Origin of the sequence: [Clostridium] celerecrescens 18A (assembly GCF_002797975.1) — a bacterium.
Taxonomy (GTDB): Bacteria; Bacillota; Clostridia; order Lachnospirales; family Lachnospiraceae; genus Lacrimispora; species Lacrimispora celerecrescens.
This window is the reverse complement of sequence record NZ_PGET01000001.1, coordinates 4,572,276-4,587,980: the sequence shown is the minus strand read 5'-3', so window position 1 is coordinate 4,587,980 and position 15,705 is coordinate 4,572,276. Positions and strand designations below refer to the sequence as shown.

At 45.1% G+C, this 15,705-nt stretch carries 12 protein-coding genes; 1 reads left to right on the top strand and 11 read right to left on the bottom strand.

Going from position 1 to position 15,705, the window contains the following annotated elements:
* Window positions 1-9: 9 nt before the first annotated feature.
* The 11 genes from H171_RS20875 to H171_RS20825 all read right to left on the bottom strand — a co-directional run bounded on the left by H171_RS20875 (window position 10) and on the right by H171_RS20825 (window position 14,995).
* The gene (locus H171_RS20875) at window positions 10-1,446 is read right to left on the bottom strand and encodes an NAD(P)/FAD-dependent oxidoreductase (protein ID WP_100306848.1); all 1,437 of its coding nucleotides are present in this window, start codon (window positions 1,444-1,446) and stop codon (window positions 10-12) included.
* A gap of 191 nt (window positions 1,447-1,637) precedes the next feature.
* Entirely contained in the window at window positions 1,638-2,330 is a 693-nt protein-coding gene (locus H171_RS20870; RefSeq protein WP_100306847.1) for an MgtC/SapB family protein, read from the bottom strand.
* 18 nt (window positions 2,331-2,348) lie between these two features.
* A complete protein-coding gene (gene glpK / locus H171_RS20865; protein ID WP_100306846.1) occupies window positions 2,349-3,848 on the bottom strand; it encodes a glycerol kinase GlpK in 1,500 nt (499 codons plus the stop codon).
* A 197-nt stretch (window positions 3,849-4,045) separates the two neighbouring features.
* Entirely contained in the window at window positions 4,046-6,652 is a 2,607-nt protein-coding gene (locus H171_RS20860) for a cation-translocating P-type ATPase (protein WP_100306845.1), read from the bottom strand.
* A 191-nt stretch (window positions 6,653-6,843) separates the two neighbouring features.
* Window positions 6,844-7,539, bottom strand: coding sequence for an iron ABC transporter ATP-binding protein (locus H171_RS20855; RefSeq protein WP_242977035.1), 696 nt, complete (start codon window positions 7,537-7,539; stop codon window positions 6,844-6,846).
* A gap of 50 nt (window positions 7,540-7,589) precedes the next feature.
* A complete protein-coding gene (locus H171_RS20850; protein WP_100306843.1) occupies window positions 7,590-8,630 on the bottom strand; it encodes an iron chelate uptake ABC transporter family permease subunit in 1,041 nt (346 codons plus the stop codon).
* A complete protein-coding gene (locus H171_RS20845; protein WP_157803201.1) occupies window positions 8,627-9,640 on the bottom strand; it encodes an ABC transporter permease in 1,014 nt (337 codons plus the stop codon). The genes H171_RS20850 and H171_RS20845 overlap by 4 nt, the downstream gene beginning before the upstream one ends.
* Before the next feature lie 19 nt (window positions 9,641-9,659).
* Window positions 9,660-10,709, bottom strand: a complete 1,050-nt coding sequence (locus H171_RS20840) for a siderophore ABC transporter substrate-binding protein (protein ID WP_100306842.1) — start codon at window positions 10,707-10,709, stop codon at window positions 9,660-9,662.
* 269 nt (window positions 10,710-10,978) lie between these two features.
* Complete coding sequence (ade, locus tag H171_RS20835; protein ID WP_100306841.1) at window positions 10,979-12,742, bottom strand: adenine deaminase; 1,764 nt, start codon at window positions 12,740-12,742, stop codon at window positions 10,979-10,981.
* 13 nt (window positions 12,743-12,755) lie between these two features.
* Window positions 12,756-14,117, bottom strand: a complete 1,362-nt coding sequence (locus H171_RS20830; RefSeq protein WP_100306840.1) for an NCS2 family permease — start codon at window positions 14,115-14,117, stop codon at window positions 12,756-12,758.
* Between the two features lie 95 nt (window positions 14,118-14,212).
* Entirely contained in the window at window positions 14,213-14,995 is a 783-nt protein-coding gene (locus H171_RS20825) for a GntR family transcriptional regulator (RefSeq protein WP_242977033.1), read from the bottom strand.
* 226 nt (window positions 14,996-15,221) lie between these two features.
* Here H171_RS20825 and H171_RS20820 point away from each other — a divergent pair, with 226 nt between their 5' ends.
* Window positions 15,222-15,704: an S-ribosylhomocysteine lyase gene (locus tag H171_RS20820; RefSeq protein WP_100306838.1), complete on the top strand. Its 483-nt coding sequence runs from the start codon at window positions 15,222-15,224 to the stop codon at window positions 15,702-15,704.
* The last annotated feature ends 1 nt before the right edge of the window (window position 15,705 follow it).

Here is a 15,705-nt window from a genome sequence, read left to right as displayed (position 1 = left end):
CTGTCCTCCTTATTTATGACCGGTCACTATATTGGAGCCGGGCCTGTTCTTGCAGATATCTTCCAACTTCCTGTCTGTTTCCCTTGCCAGGATTTCCATTGTTTTAGGGGCACAGAAGCCGGCCTGGCACCGTCCCATGCCGGCACGGACACGGCGTTTGATCCCATCTAGGGAAACCGCCCCAAGAGTCCTGGTAATGGCATCCACGATCTCTCCCTCACTGACCCCTTCGCAGCGGCAGATGATGGTGCCGTACTGAGGATTCTTCTTAATAAGCTCTGCCCGCTCCTCAAAAGACAGCTTCTGAGGATCCAGGATTCCCTTTCGGGTGGCCTTAAAATTCTCTTTTCGGGAAACCTTTGCCTTTTCTGCAACCAGATCTGCTATATAAACACCAATGGCAGGAGCGCTTGTTAGACCTGGTGATTCAATACCTGCCGCATCAAAGAAGCCGTCGGCATCAGAAATCTCGCCCAGGATAAAGTCATCCCCATCCTCATGAGCGCGAAGGCCAGAAAAGGAGGTGATAATCTGGCGGAGCGGAATGTTCTTTACTCCCCAGGCAGACTTCTCCATAATATCCGAAAGTTCCTTTGCGCTTGTTCCGACGCCCTCCTTATCCTCCACATTGATTGCCGTAGGACCGATTAACAGGTTGCCGTGGACCGTAGGGGTCACCAGAACCCCCTTTCCCATCCTGCCAGGAAGCTGGAAGATGGTATGGGACACATGGGTTCCTGCCTCCTTATCCAGCAGGCAGTAATCTCCTTTTCTTGCCGTGATGTGGATCTTCTCCCCGCTTACCATATTATGGAATACGTCGGCATAAACACCGGCTGCGTTGATCACATAGGCTGCATGGATGATTCCCTCTCCGGTATTTAAGTCATAGCCTTTTTCCGTCTTTACAATTTCTTTTACCTCAGAGTTAAATAAGAATTCTACACCGTTGTCACAGGCATTCTCCGCCAGTGCAATGGTTAAACCAAAGGGGCATACGATCCCGCCAGTAGGCGCATACAAGGCTTTCACTACCGTCTCTGTCACATTGGGTTCCATGGCCCTCACCTCATCGCCGGAAAGGATGGATAAGCCGGGGACTCCGTTTTTTATGCCCTTCTCATAAAGTTCCTTAAGAGCGGGCACATCTTCCTCTGAAAAGCAGAGTACCAGAGAGCCATTCCGGATCACCTGGAAATCAAGTTCCTCTGAAAGCTCTCCCATTAAATGATTGCCTTCTACATTAAATCTCGCCTTTAAGGATCCAGGTACCGCATCGTATCCTGCGTGGACAATGGCGCTGTTCGACTTTGACGTACCGGAACAAACATCTTCCTCCCGCTCAATAACACAAATGCTAAGGTCATAGCGGGCCAGTTCTCTAGCAATTGCACAGCCGATTACGCCGCCGCCAATGATTGCTGCATCGTAATTCATTTCCTTCATGTTCTTTTCCTCCATATCCGTAATGGTCACCTATTTAATGGAATTCATACAAAAAAAGAGTAAGGTAAATAAACGGATCACTCCGTCCAATTCCCTTACTCTTTCGTCTCAAGGTTTTTCTATTTCATTATTTTAATGCTAGCACAATCCTGACCGGATTGTCAAGATTTTTCTGCCAGGGTTGCCCTCCTCTATTCGCTGACTGCCATGACTGAATTTTCTTCTGCCAGTTTGGAAAGCAGGGCTCCCTTGTCAAACCCCGGCGGATAAATGACTTCAAATTCCAGTTTGATCTCATCTTTCTTATTTTTATTAATCTTCACAGAAGCGATTTCAACCTTTTCCTTTTCCAGAAATTCTTCCATGTTTTTAACCGCTCCTGATTTTTGTGCTATGGTCATCTTCAGGCAGCCGCAGGAAGCCACCTGAGCAAAATAGCTGATCCGGTGGGTCAAGGTCTGCATGACGATGATGAGAACCGCAGACAAGATACCCACAATATACTGACCCGCCCCAAGAGCCAGCCCGACTCCGGCGGTAGCCCATATCCCGGCTGCCGTCGTCAGTCCGTTTACCAGATTGTTCCGCACGAATATAACCCCTGCACCTAAAAATCCAATTCCGCTGACCACCTGGGCCGCGATTCTGGCTCCGTCGCTGGTTGGAATGTCCGGAAACCCATATTTTGATACCACCATCATGAGAGCTGAACCGATCGCCACGATGGCGTGGGTCCGGATTCCAGCTGATTTGTTACGGTTTTTTCTCTCACTGCCGATCAAAAACCCTAATAGCCCAGCCGTTATAATGCGCAGCATATATTCCAGCTGGATCATGACGTATGATAAGGTAATTCCCCCAAACAATAAATATGTACCCTCCAAATCTTACCCCTCCACGTTTTACTCCTCTTCTTCCGACCAGTAGAGTGCGCATTTTACCGCCCTCTTCCAGCCTTTTACCAGCTTCTTCCGGCGTTCTTCCTCCATCTGGCTGTCAAAGGCCCTGGATACCTTCCAGTTTGCCTTGATTTCTTCCCGGCTCTTCCAATAGCCCACCGCAAGTCCGGCCAGGTATGCGGCTCCAAGAGCGGTCGTCTCAATGCATTCCGGTCTTACGATCTCTGTGTTCAACAGATCAGACTGGAACTGCATGAGGAAATTGTTGGCGCAGGCGCCCCCGTCCACCTTTAACTCCTTTAAATGAATATCCGAATCCTGTTCCATGGCCTCAATGAGATCATAGACCTGATAAGCCATGGATTCCACCGTTGCCCGGATAAACTGCTCTTTGCTGGTTCCTCTGGTTACTCCCACAATGGTCCCTCTTGCATACTGATCCCAATAAGGTGCCCCAAGTCCTGCAAATGCCGGTACTACATAAACGCCCCCTGTATCCTCCGCAGCGCTGCAGTATTCCTCTGTCTGGGAGGCAGAACGGACCATCCGCATCTCATCCCTTAACCACTGTACGGCAGCTCCTGCCACAAACACGCTTCCTTCCAGGGCATACTGGATGTTTCCCTGGTCACTGGCAGCTATGGTGGTCAATAGACCATGATCGGACTTTACCGCCCTCTCTCCTGTGTTCATAAGAAGGAAACAACCGGTTCCATAGGTATTCTTTACTTCCCCCGCTTCAAAGCAGCACTGACCGAACAAAGCTGCCTGCTGGTCACCTGCTGCTCCCGAAATGGGAATCTTTCCTCCCATGACATCCGAAGATGTGTAGCCATAAATACAGCTTGATGGCTTTACCTCCGGCAGCATGCATCTGGGAATGCGGAAATAGTTTAGAATCTCTTCATCCCAGCACTTTCTGTGTATATCAAAAAGCATGGTTCTCGATGCATTGGTATAATCTGTCACATGGATGCAGCCCTTGGTCAGGTTCCAGATCAGCCAGGTATCCACGGTTCCAAACAGAAGTTCCCCACGTTCTGCCCGTTCTCGCACCCCTTCAACATGATCCAGGATCCATTCGATCTTGCTTCCTGAAAAGTAAGCGTCAGGGATCAGTCCCGTCCTTTCAACAATGAGCCCCTCCAGGCCGTCATGCTTTAGTTTCTCAATCCTGTCTGCAGTCCTGCGGCACTGCCACACGATTGCGTGATAGACCGGCTCCCCTGTTTCCTTATCCCAGACTACCGTCGTCTCCCTCTGATTTGTGATCCCGATTGCAGCTATATCGCTGTAATGGGCCCCGATCTTTCCCATGGCCTCCATGGTCACGGAAAGCTGCGAGGACCATATCTCCATAGGATCATGCTCCACCCAGCCCGGCTCCGGAAAAATCTGAGTAAACTCCTTTTGTGCTGCACTGCAGATGTTCCCCTGCTCATCGAACAGGATACATCTGGAACTTGTCGTACCCTGATCCAGGGCAATGACGTATCTTCCCATAGTTCCTTCCCCTTCCAGTAAACGCCCCGGATTTTATTCCTTGTTAAAATTTTCTCAAGGGATAAAGAAAGAGCCTTGGAAATGAACGGTTACCCGCACTCATCACCTGGCTCTGTCATCTCTTAGGCTAACTATTTATGTATACTTAATAGTACCATGGAGCAAAAATTATGTCAAGTTTTCAGGCTGCTATTTTCCTAATGAAGACTCTCTCTTATCGTCTTAAATGCCTGGATTACAAGCGTAGGAATAATTGCAAATATGAAAATGGTGATAAACTGCCTTACGGTTAAATCTGCCACGTAAAAAAAGGTATGAAGCCTTGGTATGAACAGAACCGCAGCCAAAAGGATGGCTCCTGCCTCAAAGGCCATAATGCTCCACAAATTGCTTTTAAAACCTATCTTTAAGATGGAATGGCCGCTTCTGCAGTTAAAGCCGTGGAACAGCCTCGCCAGGGTCAGGGTGGAAAATGCCATGGTACTGGCAGCAGCCTCGCTTCCGGTCACCATGCCTGTATGGTAGGAGGTCATGGTACAACCCGCTATGAGGGCCCCCTGAAGCAGCACCTGAAGGACAAAGCGCTTTGTTAAGATTCCTTCTTTGGGATTCCTGGGCTTTTGGGCCAATAAGTCCGCCTCCGCCTTTTCCATGCCTATGGCAATGGCCGGAAGAGAGTCGGTCAGAAGGTTGATAAACAGTAAGTGAACCGGCGCAAAGGGAGGGGGAAGAGCCAGAAAGGATGTATACAAGACACATAGTATCCCAGCCATATTTCCTGATAAAAGAAATTTAATGGCATTCCGGATGTTTCGGTAAACATTACGGCCATTGGCAACCGCCTTAATAATGGTTGCAAAGTTATCATCTGTCAGGATCATGGCAGAGGCATCCTTTGACACTTCTGTCCCCATTTTTCCCATGGCAACCCCGATGTCCGCCTGTTTTAAGGCCGGAGCGTCATTGACCCCATCTCCTGTCATGGCTACAATGTGGCCTTTTTTCTGCCAGGAGCGGACGATCCGTATTTTATGCTCCGGCGAAACCCTGGCATAGACACTGATGTGCTCCAGTTTACGGCTCAATTCCTCCTCCGGCATATCATCAAGCTCCGGTCCGCTGACTGCCATATCATCATCTCCCAGAATGCCTATTTTCTCCGCTATGGCAGATGCAGTGATCTTATGGTCTCCTGTAATCATAACCGGGCGGATGCCTGCTCTTCTGGCGTTTAACACCGCATTCCTTGTTTCCGGACGGGGCGGATCCATCATCGCAACCATTCCAAGAAAGGTATAGCCGGCCTCCGATTTTTCCGTCAGCCTTTCATCTTCATTCATTTCCCGGCAGGCAAAGGTCAAAACCCTGAGTCCCTGTTTGGAAAATTCCATGTTCTGCTCCATTAGGTTCTGCCGGTCCCCCTCCCTCACGTGGCGGATCCCTTCCCCTGTCCAAATATAGCTGATCCTGGGAAGCAGCACATCCACCGCTCCCTTTGTAAACAGGACCCTTTTTCCTTCGACCCTGTGCATGGTGCTCATAAGCTTTCTCTGGGAATCAAAGGGGATCTCCCCTGCTCTGGGGTAATAGGATTTCATTGCTTCCTCGTTTATCCCCGCCCTTTCGGCCATCTGTACCAGTGCGGCTTCCGTCGGGTCCCCCAACAGCTTTCCTTCTATGTAAGCGGAATCATTATTTAAAACAGCATCATACAACAGATACTTATGTACCGGAACCTCTTTGTTTAAGAGTTCCGGAGGGTAAAGCCGGCTGTTTACGTAGATTTGCTGTACGGTCATGCGGTTTTGTGTCAATGTTCCCGTCTTATCGGAGCAGATGACGGAAACGCAGCCAAGGCTTTCCACTGCCTTTAAATCCTTTATGATGGCATTCTCTCCTGCCATTTTCTGTGTGCCCATTGCCTGAACGATGGTGACAATGGAACTTAACGCTTCCGGAATCGCTGCAACCGCCAGGGCTACGGCAAACATCAGGGAATCTAAAACCGGCATCCTCCGGTAGATGCTAAGGCCGAAAACCACCGCACAAATAAACAGGATCGCTGCCGCCAGCCTGCTTCCGAACTGGTCTAAGCTTACCTGAAGAGGTGTCTTTTTTTCCCCGGTGTCATTCATAAGGGAAGCGATCCTGCCGATTTCCGTATCCATTCCGGTACCTGTGATCAGTACTTTTGCCCTGCCTGCTGCCACCAGGGAACCGGAAAACACCATATTCGTCTGCTCGGCCAAAGGTACCTTTTTCTCCCGTATCCTTCCCGTCTGCTTCTCCACATTAATCGATTCTCCGGTCAGGGAGCTTTCATTGACCAAAAGAGAATAATTTTCCAGGATCCGGCCGTCTGCCGCTACCATATCCCCTGCTTCCAAGAGCAGAAGATCCCCAGGGACGATCTCCCCTGAAAAAATTTCCTGCTTTTTTCCCTCTCTTATCACCTTTGCTACCGGTGACGATAGGGCCATAAGACTGTCTAAGGACTTCTCTGCCTTCTGGTGCTCCACGGTCCCTAAAACCGCATTCAGCAGAAGCACTGCAAAAATCACTCCTGTGCTTTCCACGTCACCGGATATCATAGAAATCACTGCTGCTATAATCAGGATGATGACCAACAGGTCTTTAAACTGGTCCAAAAACACCTGGAAAGCGCTTTTGCGTTCCGCCTTCTTTAGTGTATTTGGACCATATAACTGCCTGCGCTTCAGGACCTCTCTGGAATCCAGGCCGTTCCTGCCTGCGCCGAGCTTAGCAAGGGCCTCATCCTCTGATAAACGAAACCATTCTTCCATTCTGACGCTCCTTCCTGTTTCTCATGTTATCGGACTGCTTCCGATAATCAGATGGGCGGGCTGAAAGGCAGCCCTTCTATCAGAAATCTGAAGTCCATTTCTGATAACCTATACTATGTTATGAGACAGGTAGTGAATTTCATGAATGATTTTAGCTTGCTGTTCACTTGGACCGGATAGCAGGCACTAACTCAATAAATTGCTATTGGCCCATAGGGTCCATTGATAATTTCAATTTTTGTTTCAAAAATATCGGTCAAAACGTTTGAATCCATAATCTGATCTACCGTTCCAAAAGCGGCAATTCGTCCGTTTTTCATCGCACAGATTCGATCAGAATATTTGGCCGCAAAATTAATATCATGCATAACAGCAACAATTGTTCGTCCAAATTCATTGGCCGCATGCTTCAAATGCTCCATCATCTGAACAGAACGGGCAACGTCAAGATTGTTCAAAGGTTCGTCTAAAAGTACATATTCCGTCTCCTGGCACAAAACCATTGCCACATATGCTCTTTGCCTTTGGCCGCCGGAAAGCTCATCCAAGTATCTGTTTTCTAAATCAGTCAACTCTAAAAAATCAATATATTTAGAAATAATGGCTTCATCCTCTTTTGTTAATCTTCCTTTTGAATAAGGAAAACGCCCAAATCCAGCCAGCTGTCTGACAGTAAGCCTCGTTACAAAATGATTTTCCTGACGCAAAATAGTTAATACTTTTGCTAAGTCCTCTGATTTCGATTCAGTAACATCCATATCAGCCACCTTAATATGGCCTTCTTCCATATCCAAAAGTCTTCCTATCATCAAAAGTGTGGTGGATTTTCCAGCACCATTTGGTCCGATCAAAGAAGTGAGACCTGCTTTTGGTATTTTGATATCCAAAGGTCCTATTTCTACCTCATCATACGATTTTCTGGCATTATCAATTATTATCATAGAGTACCTTTCCTTAAAATCACGATTAAAAATGCTATTCCGCCAAACATCTCGATAATAACTGAAACTACACCTTGAGCCCTGAATATATGGTACATGAAAAAGTATGCTCCTGTTATTATCAAGAATCCAATCGCAAGAGCCATTGGAAAAATATATCTGTGGTCATATGTCGGCGCCGCCTGATAACTTAAAGTTGCAACTAAAAATCCATAAAAAGTAAGCGGCCCAACCAAAGCCGTAGAAATTGACATTAATACAGATACTAAAATCAGAGCATAAATTACATGGACCTGATGTTTGACACCCAAAGAAGTAGAGCAATCTTTTCCAAGTGACACAACATTTAACTTCTTAGAATAAGCAAGAAGAAGTAGTGCTACAATTATAACAACCGGAATTGCAAGAGGAAAATATTCCGAATCCGCATTGTTGACAGAGCCAAATAATCTTGCCTGTAAAATATCAAACTCTGACGGCGCAAGAAGCCTTCTCATAAAAGATGATAAGGACTTCAGCCCGGTTCCCATAATAACGCCAACTAAAAGCATAAGCTGTAAATTTCCATACCTTCCGGATAGCAGCCAGCCATAAAGGATCAGGCACATCAAGACCATAACTACAACTTGAAATACAAAGGATCCAATCCCGCTAAAATTTATAAAGGCACTGGCACCAAAGAAAAATATGGTACTGGTATGAATGGTTGAGTAAAGTGCTTCAAAGCCTAAAAGGGAAGGGGTTATTATCCTGTTACTTGTAATCGATTGGAAAGTGACTGTCGATAAACTCTGACAAACTGCAGCAATGATCATTGCCGTAAGAGCGAACATCCTTCTTCTGACAACAGGGAGAAAAGAAGGAGAATCAATTGGAACCGGATTATTATAAACCAATAGTCCATAGGAAGCAAAAACGCCCAAAACAATCAATGTTATCAACAAAATCCAATATTTTTTTTCTTCTTTCTTAGAACGAAAAGCTCTCGCTGATCTGCGTTCCTGATGAAGGCTGGTATTGTATTCTATTCCGTTCATCTTAGCCTCCTTTGCCTCAATAAGATAACAATAAATACAATTGACCCTACTGTTCCGAGGATCAAAGAGACAGGTACTTCAAAAGGCATTATAATTGTTCGTGAAATTATGTCACAAAGAGTTATTACACCCATTCCCAACACACATACCCAAGGCAGATTACTCCTAAGATTATCTCCTCTGTACATGGAAACAATATTGGGCACAATTAAACCTAAGAAAGGTAAATTTCCAATAACAGCCGTTACAATTCCAACTGCAAAAGAAATAAGGCCGGTCCCCAAAATAATGATCTTATTATAATTTACTCCAAGACTTGTAGCAACATCTTCCCCCAGACCGGCTAACGTCAGCTTATCCGCACAAATAAAAATAAGGCCAGTAACTATAATAATCAGCCATAAATATTCGTATCTTCCGGCTTGAACGGCTGCAAACGAACCTACAAACCAGCTTTCAATATTTTGCGTCATCTGGAAGGTAAGTCCTACAAAAGTAGAAAATGCAGAAATAACTGCTCCAAGCATCATTCCAATAATCGGTACAATTAAAGACGAACGAAGTTTCACTCTTCTCAAAAACAAAAAGAAAATCATAGTTCCTATAAACGAAAACAAGATTGCCCCAGTCATTCTTAAAACTAAAGTTGGCGCCGGAAAAAATAAATAGACAATAAGAAGTCCCAAACCCGACCATTCAATCGTCCCTGTTGTAGTAGGCTCAACTAAACGATTTTGTGTAATAAGCTGCATGACCAGTCCTGACATTGACATTGCAGCTCCGGTAAGCATGAGTGCAGCTGTTCTAGGTACCCGTGTTATGAAAAACATATCCCTTCCATCCACTTGACCCTGTATATCATAAACTCCGGTAAACAGTGATATAATACCTAAAATAATAACAACGAAAATCGCTGATATAAAAGGTTTTGTCCATATCTTATTGTTATAATAACGTTGGGGCTGAGAATTCCCAGCCCCAATCATTTTTTTCGCTGTATTTTTCAACACTATGCTATACTCCTATATACTATTCAGCCAATGCCTTAGCAAGGTCTCCAAATAACTCCAGATAGGTTTGTATGGATTCATTTGTGTAAGTATCAGCCGGTGCATAAACGATATGTCCTTCCGTAACAGCCGTTACGTTTTTAAGAGCAGGTGATTGATCGATAACATCCTGAGCAGGAACCGCATCCGTAGTAGAAGATACCGCAGCATCACGATCTAATACGAAAATCCAATCTGGATTACTTTGTGCAATTGCTTCAACAGAAATATCATCCCCTTGGTGATCGGAAGTCGTATTGTCTATATCTAATGCCGGAACCCAGCCGAACACTTCATACATCGGCCCCCAAACTCGTCCGGAATGAGGAGCTGAAAAACCGATATTTCCACCGGAAACTACAACACTCATAATGGTATCCGTTCCGTTATATGCAGATTTAGCAGCTTCGATCGCCTGATCAAAATCAGCTGTCAATTGTTCAGCTTCTTTATTTTTATTAAAGATTTTACCAAGTGCAACAGTGGAATCCTTAAGCCCGTTTACTAAGTTTTCTCCAGGTGTATCCGCTTCCTCAGAAACATCAAAATTTAAATCAATAACAACTGCATTTGGCACTAACTTTTTTATTTCTTCATAATAGGACGCAAATCTTTGACCGACGATTACGAGGTCAGGGTCTGAAGCTGCTATAATCTCAAGATTCGGTTCGCGGTGATTTCCGATATCCAGAACAGACTCATCGGTTACATATGGGGAATCCGCCGGCATTACACCCTTTGGGGCAGCGACTAATTCAATTCCCCAGTCTGATAACGTTTCATAAGTTCTGTTATCCAAAGAAATTACCTTTTGAGGATTTACAGGAACTGTCACCAGACCATGAATATCTTTGATTTCAACCGTTAAAGCTTCCTCACTCTTAGCAGCTGCAGTGGTTTCAGCTTGTGTCGTTTCAGCGGTCTCAATGGTTTCATTAGTTTTTGTAGTGCTTGGACTTGAGCAGGCTGTCATCATTAAAACGGCCGCTGCCATAATGGTAGTTATTTTTAGTACGTTGTTTTTTTTCATTTCATCTCCTCATTAATAATATATTTAGTTAGTTACCACTAACTTTTTTACATTATATTATTATAAATGATTATTGTCAACAGCTTTACTGATTTTTTCACGACAAACACATGAATGCATTCCGGTTCCGGTCAATCCTCATAGGATAGCGTGAAGGATTTTCGTTATCTGGAAACTTTTGGTTTTTCAGGGGGCACACCGGATATCTACTGCCTCAATAAGGCCCCTGCAAAAAGATGCAGAAGCCTTAAGGTATTAATAACTCTTCTCTATTCTAACTCCAGTTCAATCAGTTTATGTTCAAGTACATCCACCAGCCCAAGATCCGTCAGCCCAAGATCGGGAACCGTCGGAAGTGAAATAAAACTTAAGGACATAAACGGGGCCTCCATCTCACAGCCCAGGTTTTTTGCATCCTCATTCAGAATATCCAGCTGTGCCATCACTTCTTCCGCTGGTTTTTCACTCATAAGGCCTCCAATCGGCAGCTCCATGCTGTTTAATATCCTGCCATCACATGCTACTGCAAGCCCACCATTCCGTCTGGCAACTTCATTCACTGCCACCGCCATGTCTTCATCATTCGTCCCAACTACAACGATATTATGGTGGTCATGGGACATGGAATAGGCCAGTGCCCCTTTCTTCAGCTGGAATCCACGGACAAATCCAATGCCAACATTGCCATTTTTTCCATACCGTTCTACCACTGCAAGTTTAAGAATATCCTGATCCACATCCGTTAAAACAGAACCATTCTTCACCTTCATCTCTTTTATGATATGATGGTTGATGATCTGCCTTGGAATCATATCAATTACATGAATATCCGTTGTTCCATCTGTTTTTTTTGATGCTGCCCGGAAGGAATCTGAAGTAATCTTATTTTTTAGGATTACCGTATTCTTAATCCACTCGGGATAATCGCTCACCCTGCATTCGTCCAGAAGTTCACCGTCTGCCGCAACAACCTTTCCCTCAAATATAACCATGGTAGGTTTTACAATACGCCAGTCTTCCACAAGCAGTATGTCCGCCAATCGTCCGGGAGTAATGCTTCCGATTTCGTCTTCCATTCGAAAATGCTTCGCCGTGTTTACCGTTGCCATCTGAATCGCTTCCATGGGGTCCAGCCCCAGTTCTACAGCTCTAGAAACATTATAGTTAATATGTCCTTCCACCTGTATCTCCCGGGCATGCTTATCATCAGTGCAGAACATGATATTTGAAGTATCCAGCTCGTTGTCTACAATTCCCTTTACCAGTTCGTCCACGTTCCGCTCGCTGCTTCCTTCCCGGATAAACACCTTCATTCCTACTTTCAGGCGTCCCATCATTTCATTGGTATTGACACATTCATGGTCGTCGGATATTCCCGAAGAAGCATATACATTCAGTTCCTGCCCCAGACGTCCTATGGCATGTCCGTTTACCAGCTTCCTTCGTGAAAGTGTATCCGCTATCTTATGGAGATACTCATCCTTTACAAAGAGAATTTTTGATGGGTCCAGTTCTCCCAGGCTGACGCTTTCATCCCAATCCATGATATCTGCCACTTCCTTTGCTCCAAGAACTGCTCCCGTCGTCTCAAGTCCCGGCGCAGTCGGAACCCGGGAAGAGACCTCAATCAGCATTCTGTAAGGAAGACGGTTCATAGACTGGAGCATTGCCCTTAGCCCCTGCTCACCTGCTACATTTGCAATTTCCATCAGATCTGCACATAGTGTGGTCGTTCCCTGGGGAACCACTACGGAAGCCAGCGCTTCCGGGGAAAGCATGGTGGATTCAAAGTGCATATGGGCGTCAATCAACCCCGGCAGCGCATACTGCCCTTTACAATCCAGTACACGTTCCGCTTCTAAGACTGCGTCAGGGTCGATGGAAACAATTCTCTTGTTTTTAATATATATATTGGTGGGATACACTTCACCGGAAAATACATTTACCAGCTTTACATGTTCCAGCTTTAAATCGCAGGGATGCATTCCCAAACCTGTCTCAATTGTATTCTTAATTTCCTCAAATGTTCTCATATTCATTTCCCTCCTATAAAATAATCTCCAGTACCAGATACACAATAAAGATAACCGTCAGCACCCATACTGTCTTTGTCATTTCCTTTGCCTTTCCTGCGGCAACCTGCCCTATGGTATATCCGATTAATCCAAACAGGATTCCATATGCAATATTATAGGAAAATGGCATGAAGGCCACTGTGAGAAATACCGGAAGTGCGACGGAAACATCATCAAGCGGAAGTTTTCTTAACGGCTCTATCATAAATATCCCTACCATAACCAGGGCTGGTGCAGTAGCAATCGATGGAATCATAAGAAACAACGGCGATAAAAACAGTGTGAACAAGAACAGTACTCCTGTCACACAAGCGGTAAGACCGGTTCTACCGCCTTCGTTAATCCCAGTTGCACTTTCTGCTCCATAAATCGTCACCGTATTCGTTCCTAACAGTGCCCCGACAGCCGCTCCGCCGGCACTTACAAACAACGCCTTACCGGCGCACGGGATATTCCCCTTCTCATCCATCAGGCCGGCCTTTGATGAAACACCAAGAAGAACACCGATACTATCAAACAGATCCACAAACAGGAAACTGACAATAGCGAAAATTACTCCCAGCACCATTTCCGGTGTTCCTGAAAACAACCCCTTTAACGTCAGCTTACCAAATGTAGGCGCCATAGCCGCCACCGGATTATCAAAGGAAATGATGCGGTCCGGAATCACTGTATATGCAATACCTGTCACTGGATCCTTTACCAGAATGCCAAGGGCAGTCACAACCAGGATCCCAATCAATATCGCTCCTCTGACCCTCTTGATCACCAGGACTGCCGTAAGGAAAATCCCAAAGAGTGCAAGAAGGGCTCCAGGATTGGCTAAATCTCCCAGCGTCAGCAGCGTATCCGGTGAAGATGTAACGATTCCCGATTGCATGAGCCCAGTAAATGCGATGAAAAAGCCAATCCCCGAACCCACGGAATGCTTGATGCAGTCCGGCATGGCATCCACAATTTTCTGCTGTACCTTAAATATACTTAAAAACATAAACGAAATTCCAGATATAGCTACGCAGGCCAATGCATTCTGCCATGGAAGCCCAAGCGTGTTGCATACATAATATGTAAAATAGGCATTCAGTCCCATGGCAGGTGCAAGTGCAAACGGCAGATTCGCCCAGACTCCAATCCAGATACAGGCAATGGCCGATGCCACAGCGGTTGCCCAGAAAACTGCTTTTGTATCCATTCCTGCGGCCGATAAGATTCCAGGATTTACTGCCACAATGTAGACACAGGTTAAAAATGTTGTGGTTCCCGCCAATATCTCTGTTTTAATATTCGTCCCTCTCTCTGAAAGATGAAAAAATTGATTCAGCTTATCCCCCATAATTTTGTCCTCTCTTTATATGTTAGTATGATAATATGGTATTACCTTATCATTCTTTAAAAAATAAAGTACCTTTACAGCACTTTATTCTTTCACTAAATCTCATCCTCATATACATTCTTTACTCTTAGAAGACTGAACTTTATGTATTTCGTATCATAAAACTCAGTATCATAAATAACCGGTCTGTTATCTTGATTGTAATTTATCCCATGAAATACCAGAACACTGTCACACTCCATCTTCCGTCCGCAAACAGTTTCCTGCTCCATCTCCATGCGGTTCATGGTTTCTATCCGGATCTTATCTCTAACAATAAAGCATCCGCCAGATTTTCTTAAAATCTCAAAGGTAGATGTCCCTTCGGCAGCCTCTCGCTGCAAGTCATCTCCTGCCAAACTGCATGCAAAACGGTCGATGCTTATAATGGCTGGATGTCCATTCGCTAAATAAATCTTTTCAACTTCATAGATTTCTTCCCCATCATCCAGTTGAAGAATCCGTACAACCTTACCGTCGGCTTTCAATTTCCTGACATCCGCAACTTCAACGGTTGCTTTATAACCACAGGATTCAATCAGCCTCGAGAACTCTTCTCCCGGCATAAGATTCACTTGGATATTTAAAGCTTCCGGATTGACAAATGTTCCTCTTCCATGAATTCTTAGGACTATCCCCTCCTTCTCCAGTTCATCCAATGCCCGGCGCACTGTTACCCTGCTGACTCCAAGATTCGAAGACAGTTCATTCTCCGGCGGCAGCTTCGTATTTCCCTCTAAATCCAAACTTCGAATATACTTATAAAGATAGTTCTTAACTGAGCTGCTTAAATTGGGTTTTATCATTGGGTGAAGTTCCATATTCTCTCTCGCTTTCATAAGGTATTACCATATTATCATTTTATCAGCATGAAGAAATCCTGTCAATATAGAAAATAATCCAGATATATCCGGGTAATTTCTGTCTATTTCCCACAACATTCCAAAAGATAATAAACATCATTTGTTTCCTATTGCATGGGATCGTTTTATTTATTATAATTTTACCATGGGATAAGCATCCCGCAAATCGTAAGCAGCCATGTTAAGAAAGGACATGATAACCATGGAAAAAATAACAAGCTTTACCATCGACCATTTAAAACTTCTTCCAGGCATCTATGTCTCCCGCAGGGATCAGGCCGGGGACTCTGTCATTACCACCTTTGATATCCGCATGACCCGCCCCAATTTTGAGCCTGTTATGAATACAGCGGAAATCCACACCATGGAACATCTGGGAGCCACTTTCCTGCGTAACCATGAATTCTTTGCTGCCCGGATCCTGTACTTTGGTCCTATGGGCTGCCGTACCGGCTTTTACCTTCTGCTGTCCGGTGATTACAGGTCCAGAGACATTGTTCCATTGATCACGGAAATGTACGAATTCATCCGGGATTTTGAAGGCGAGGTGCCAGGAGCAGCTGCAAGAGACTGCGGCAATTACCTGGACATGAATCTGGGAATGGCAAAATACCTGGCTGGAAAATTCCTTGATTCTGTGCTGTACGGAATTGATGACGACCAGCTTATTTATCCTGAAGATTAAG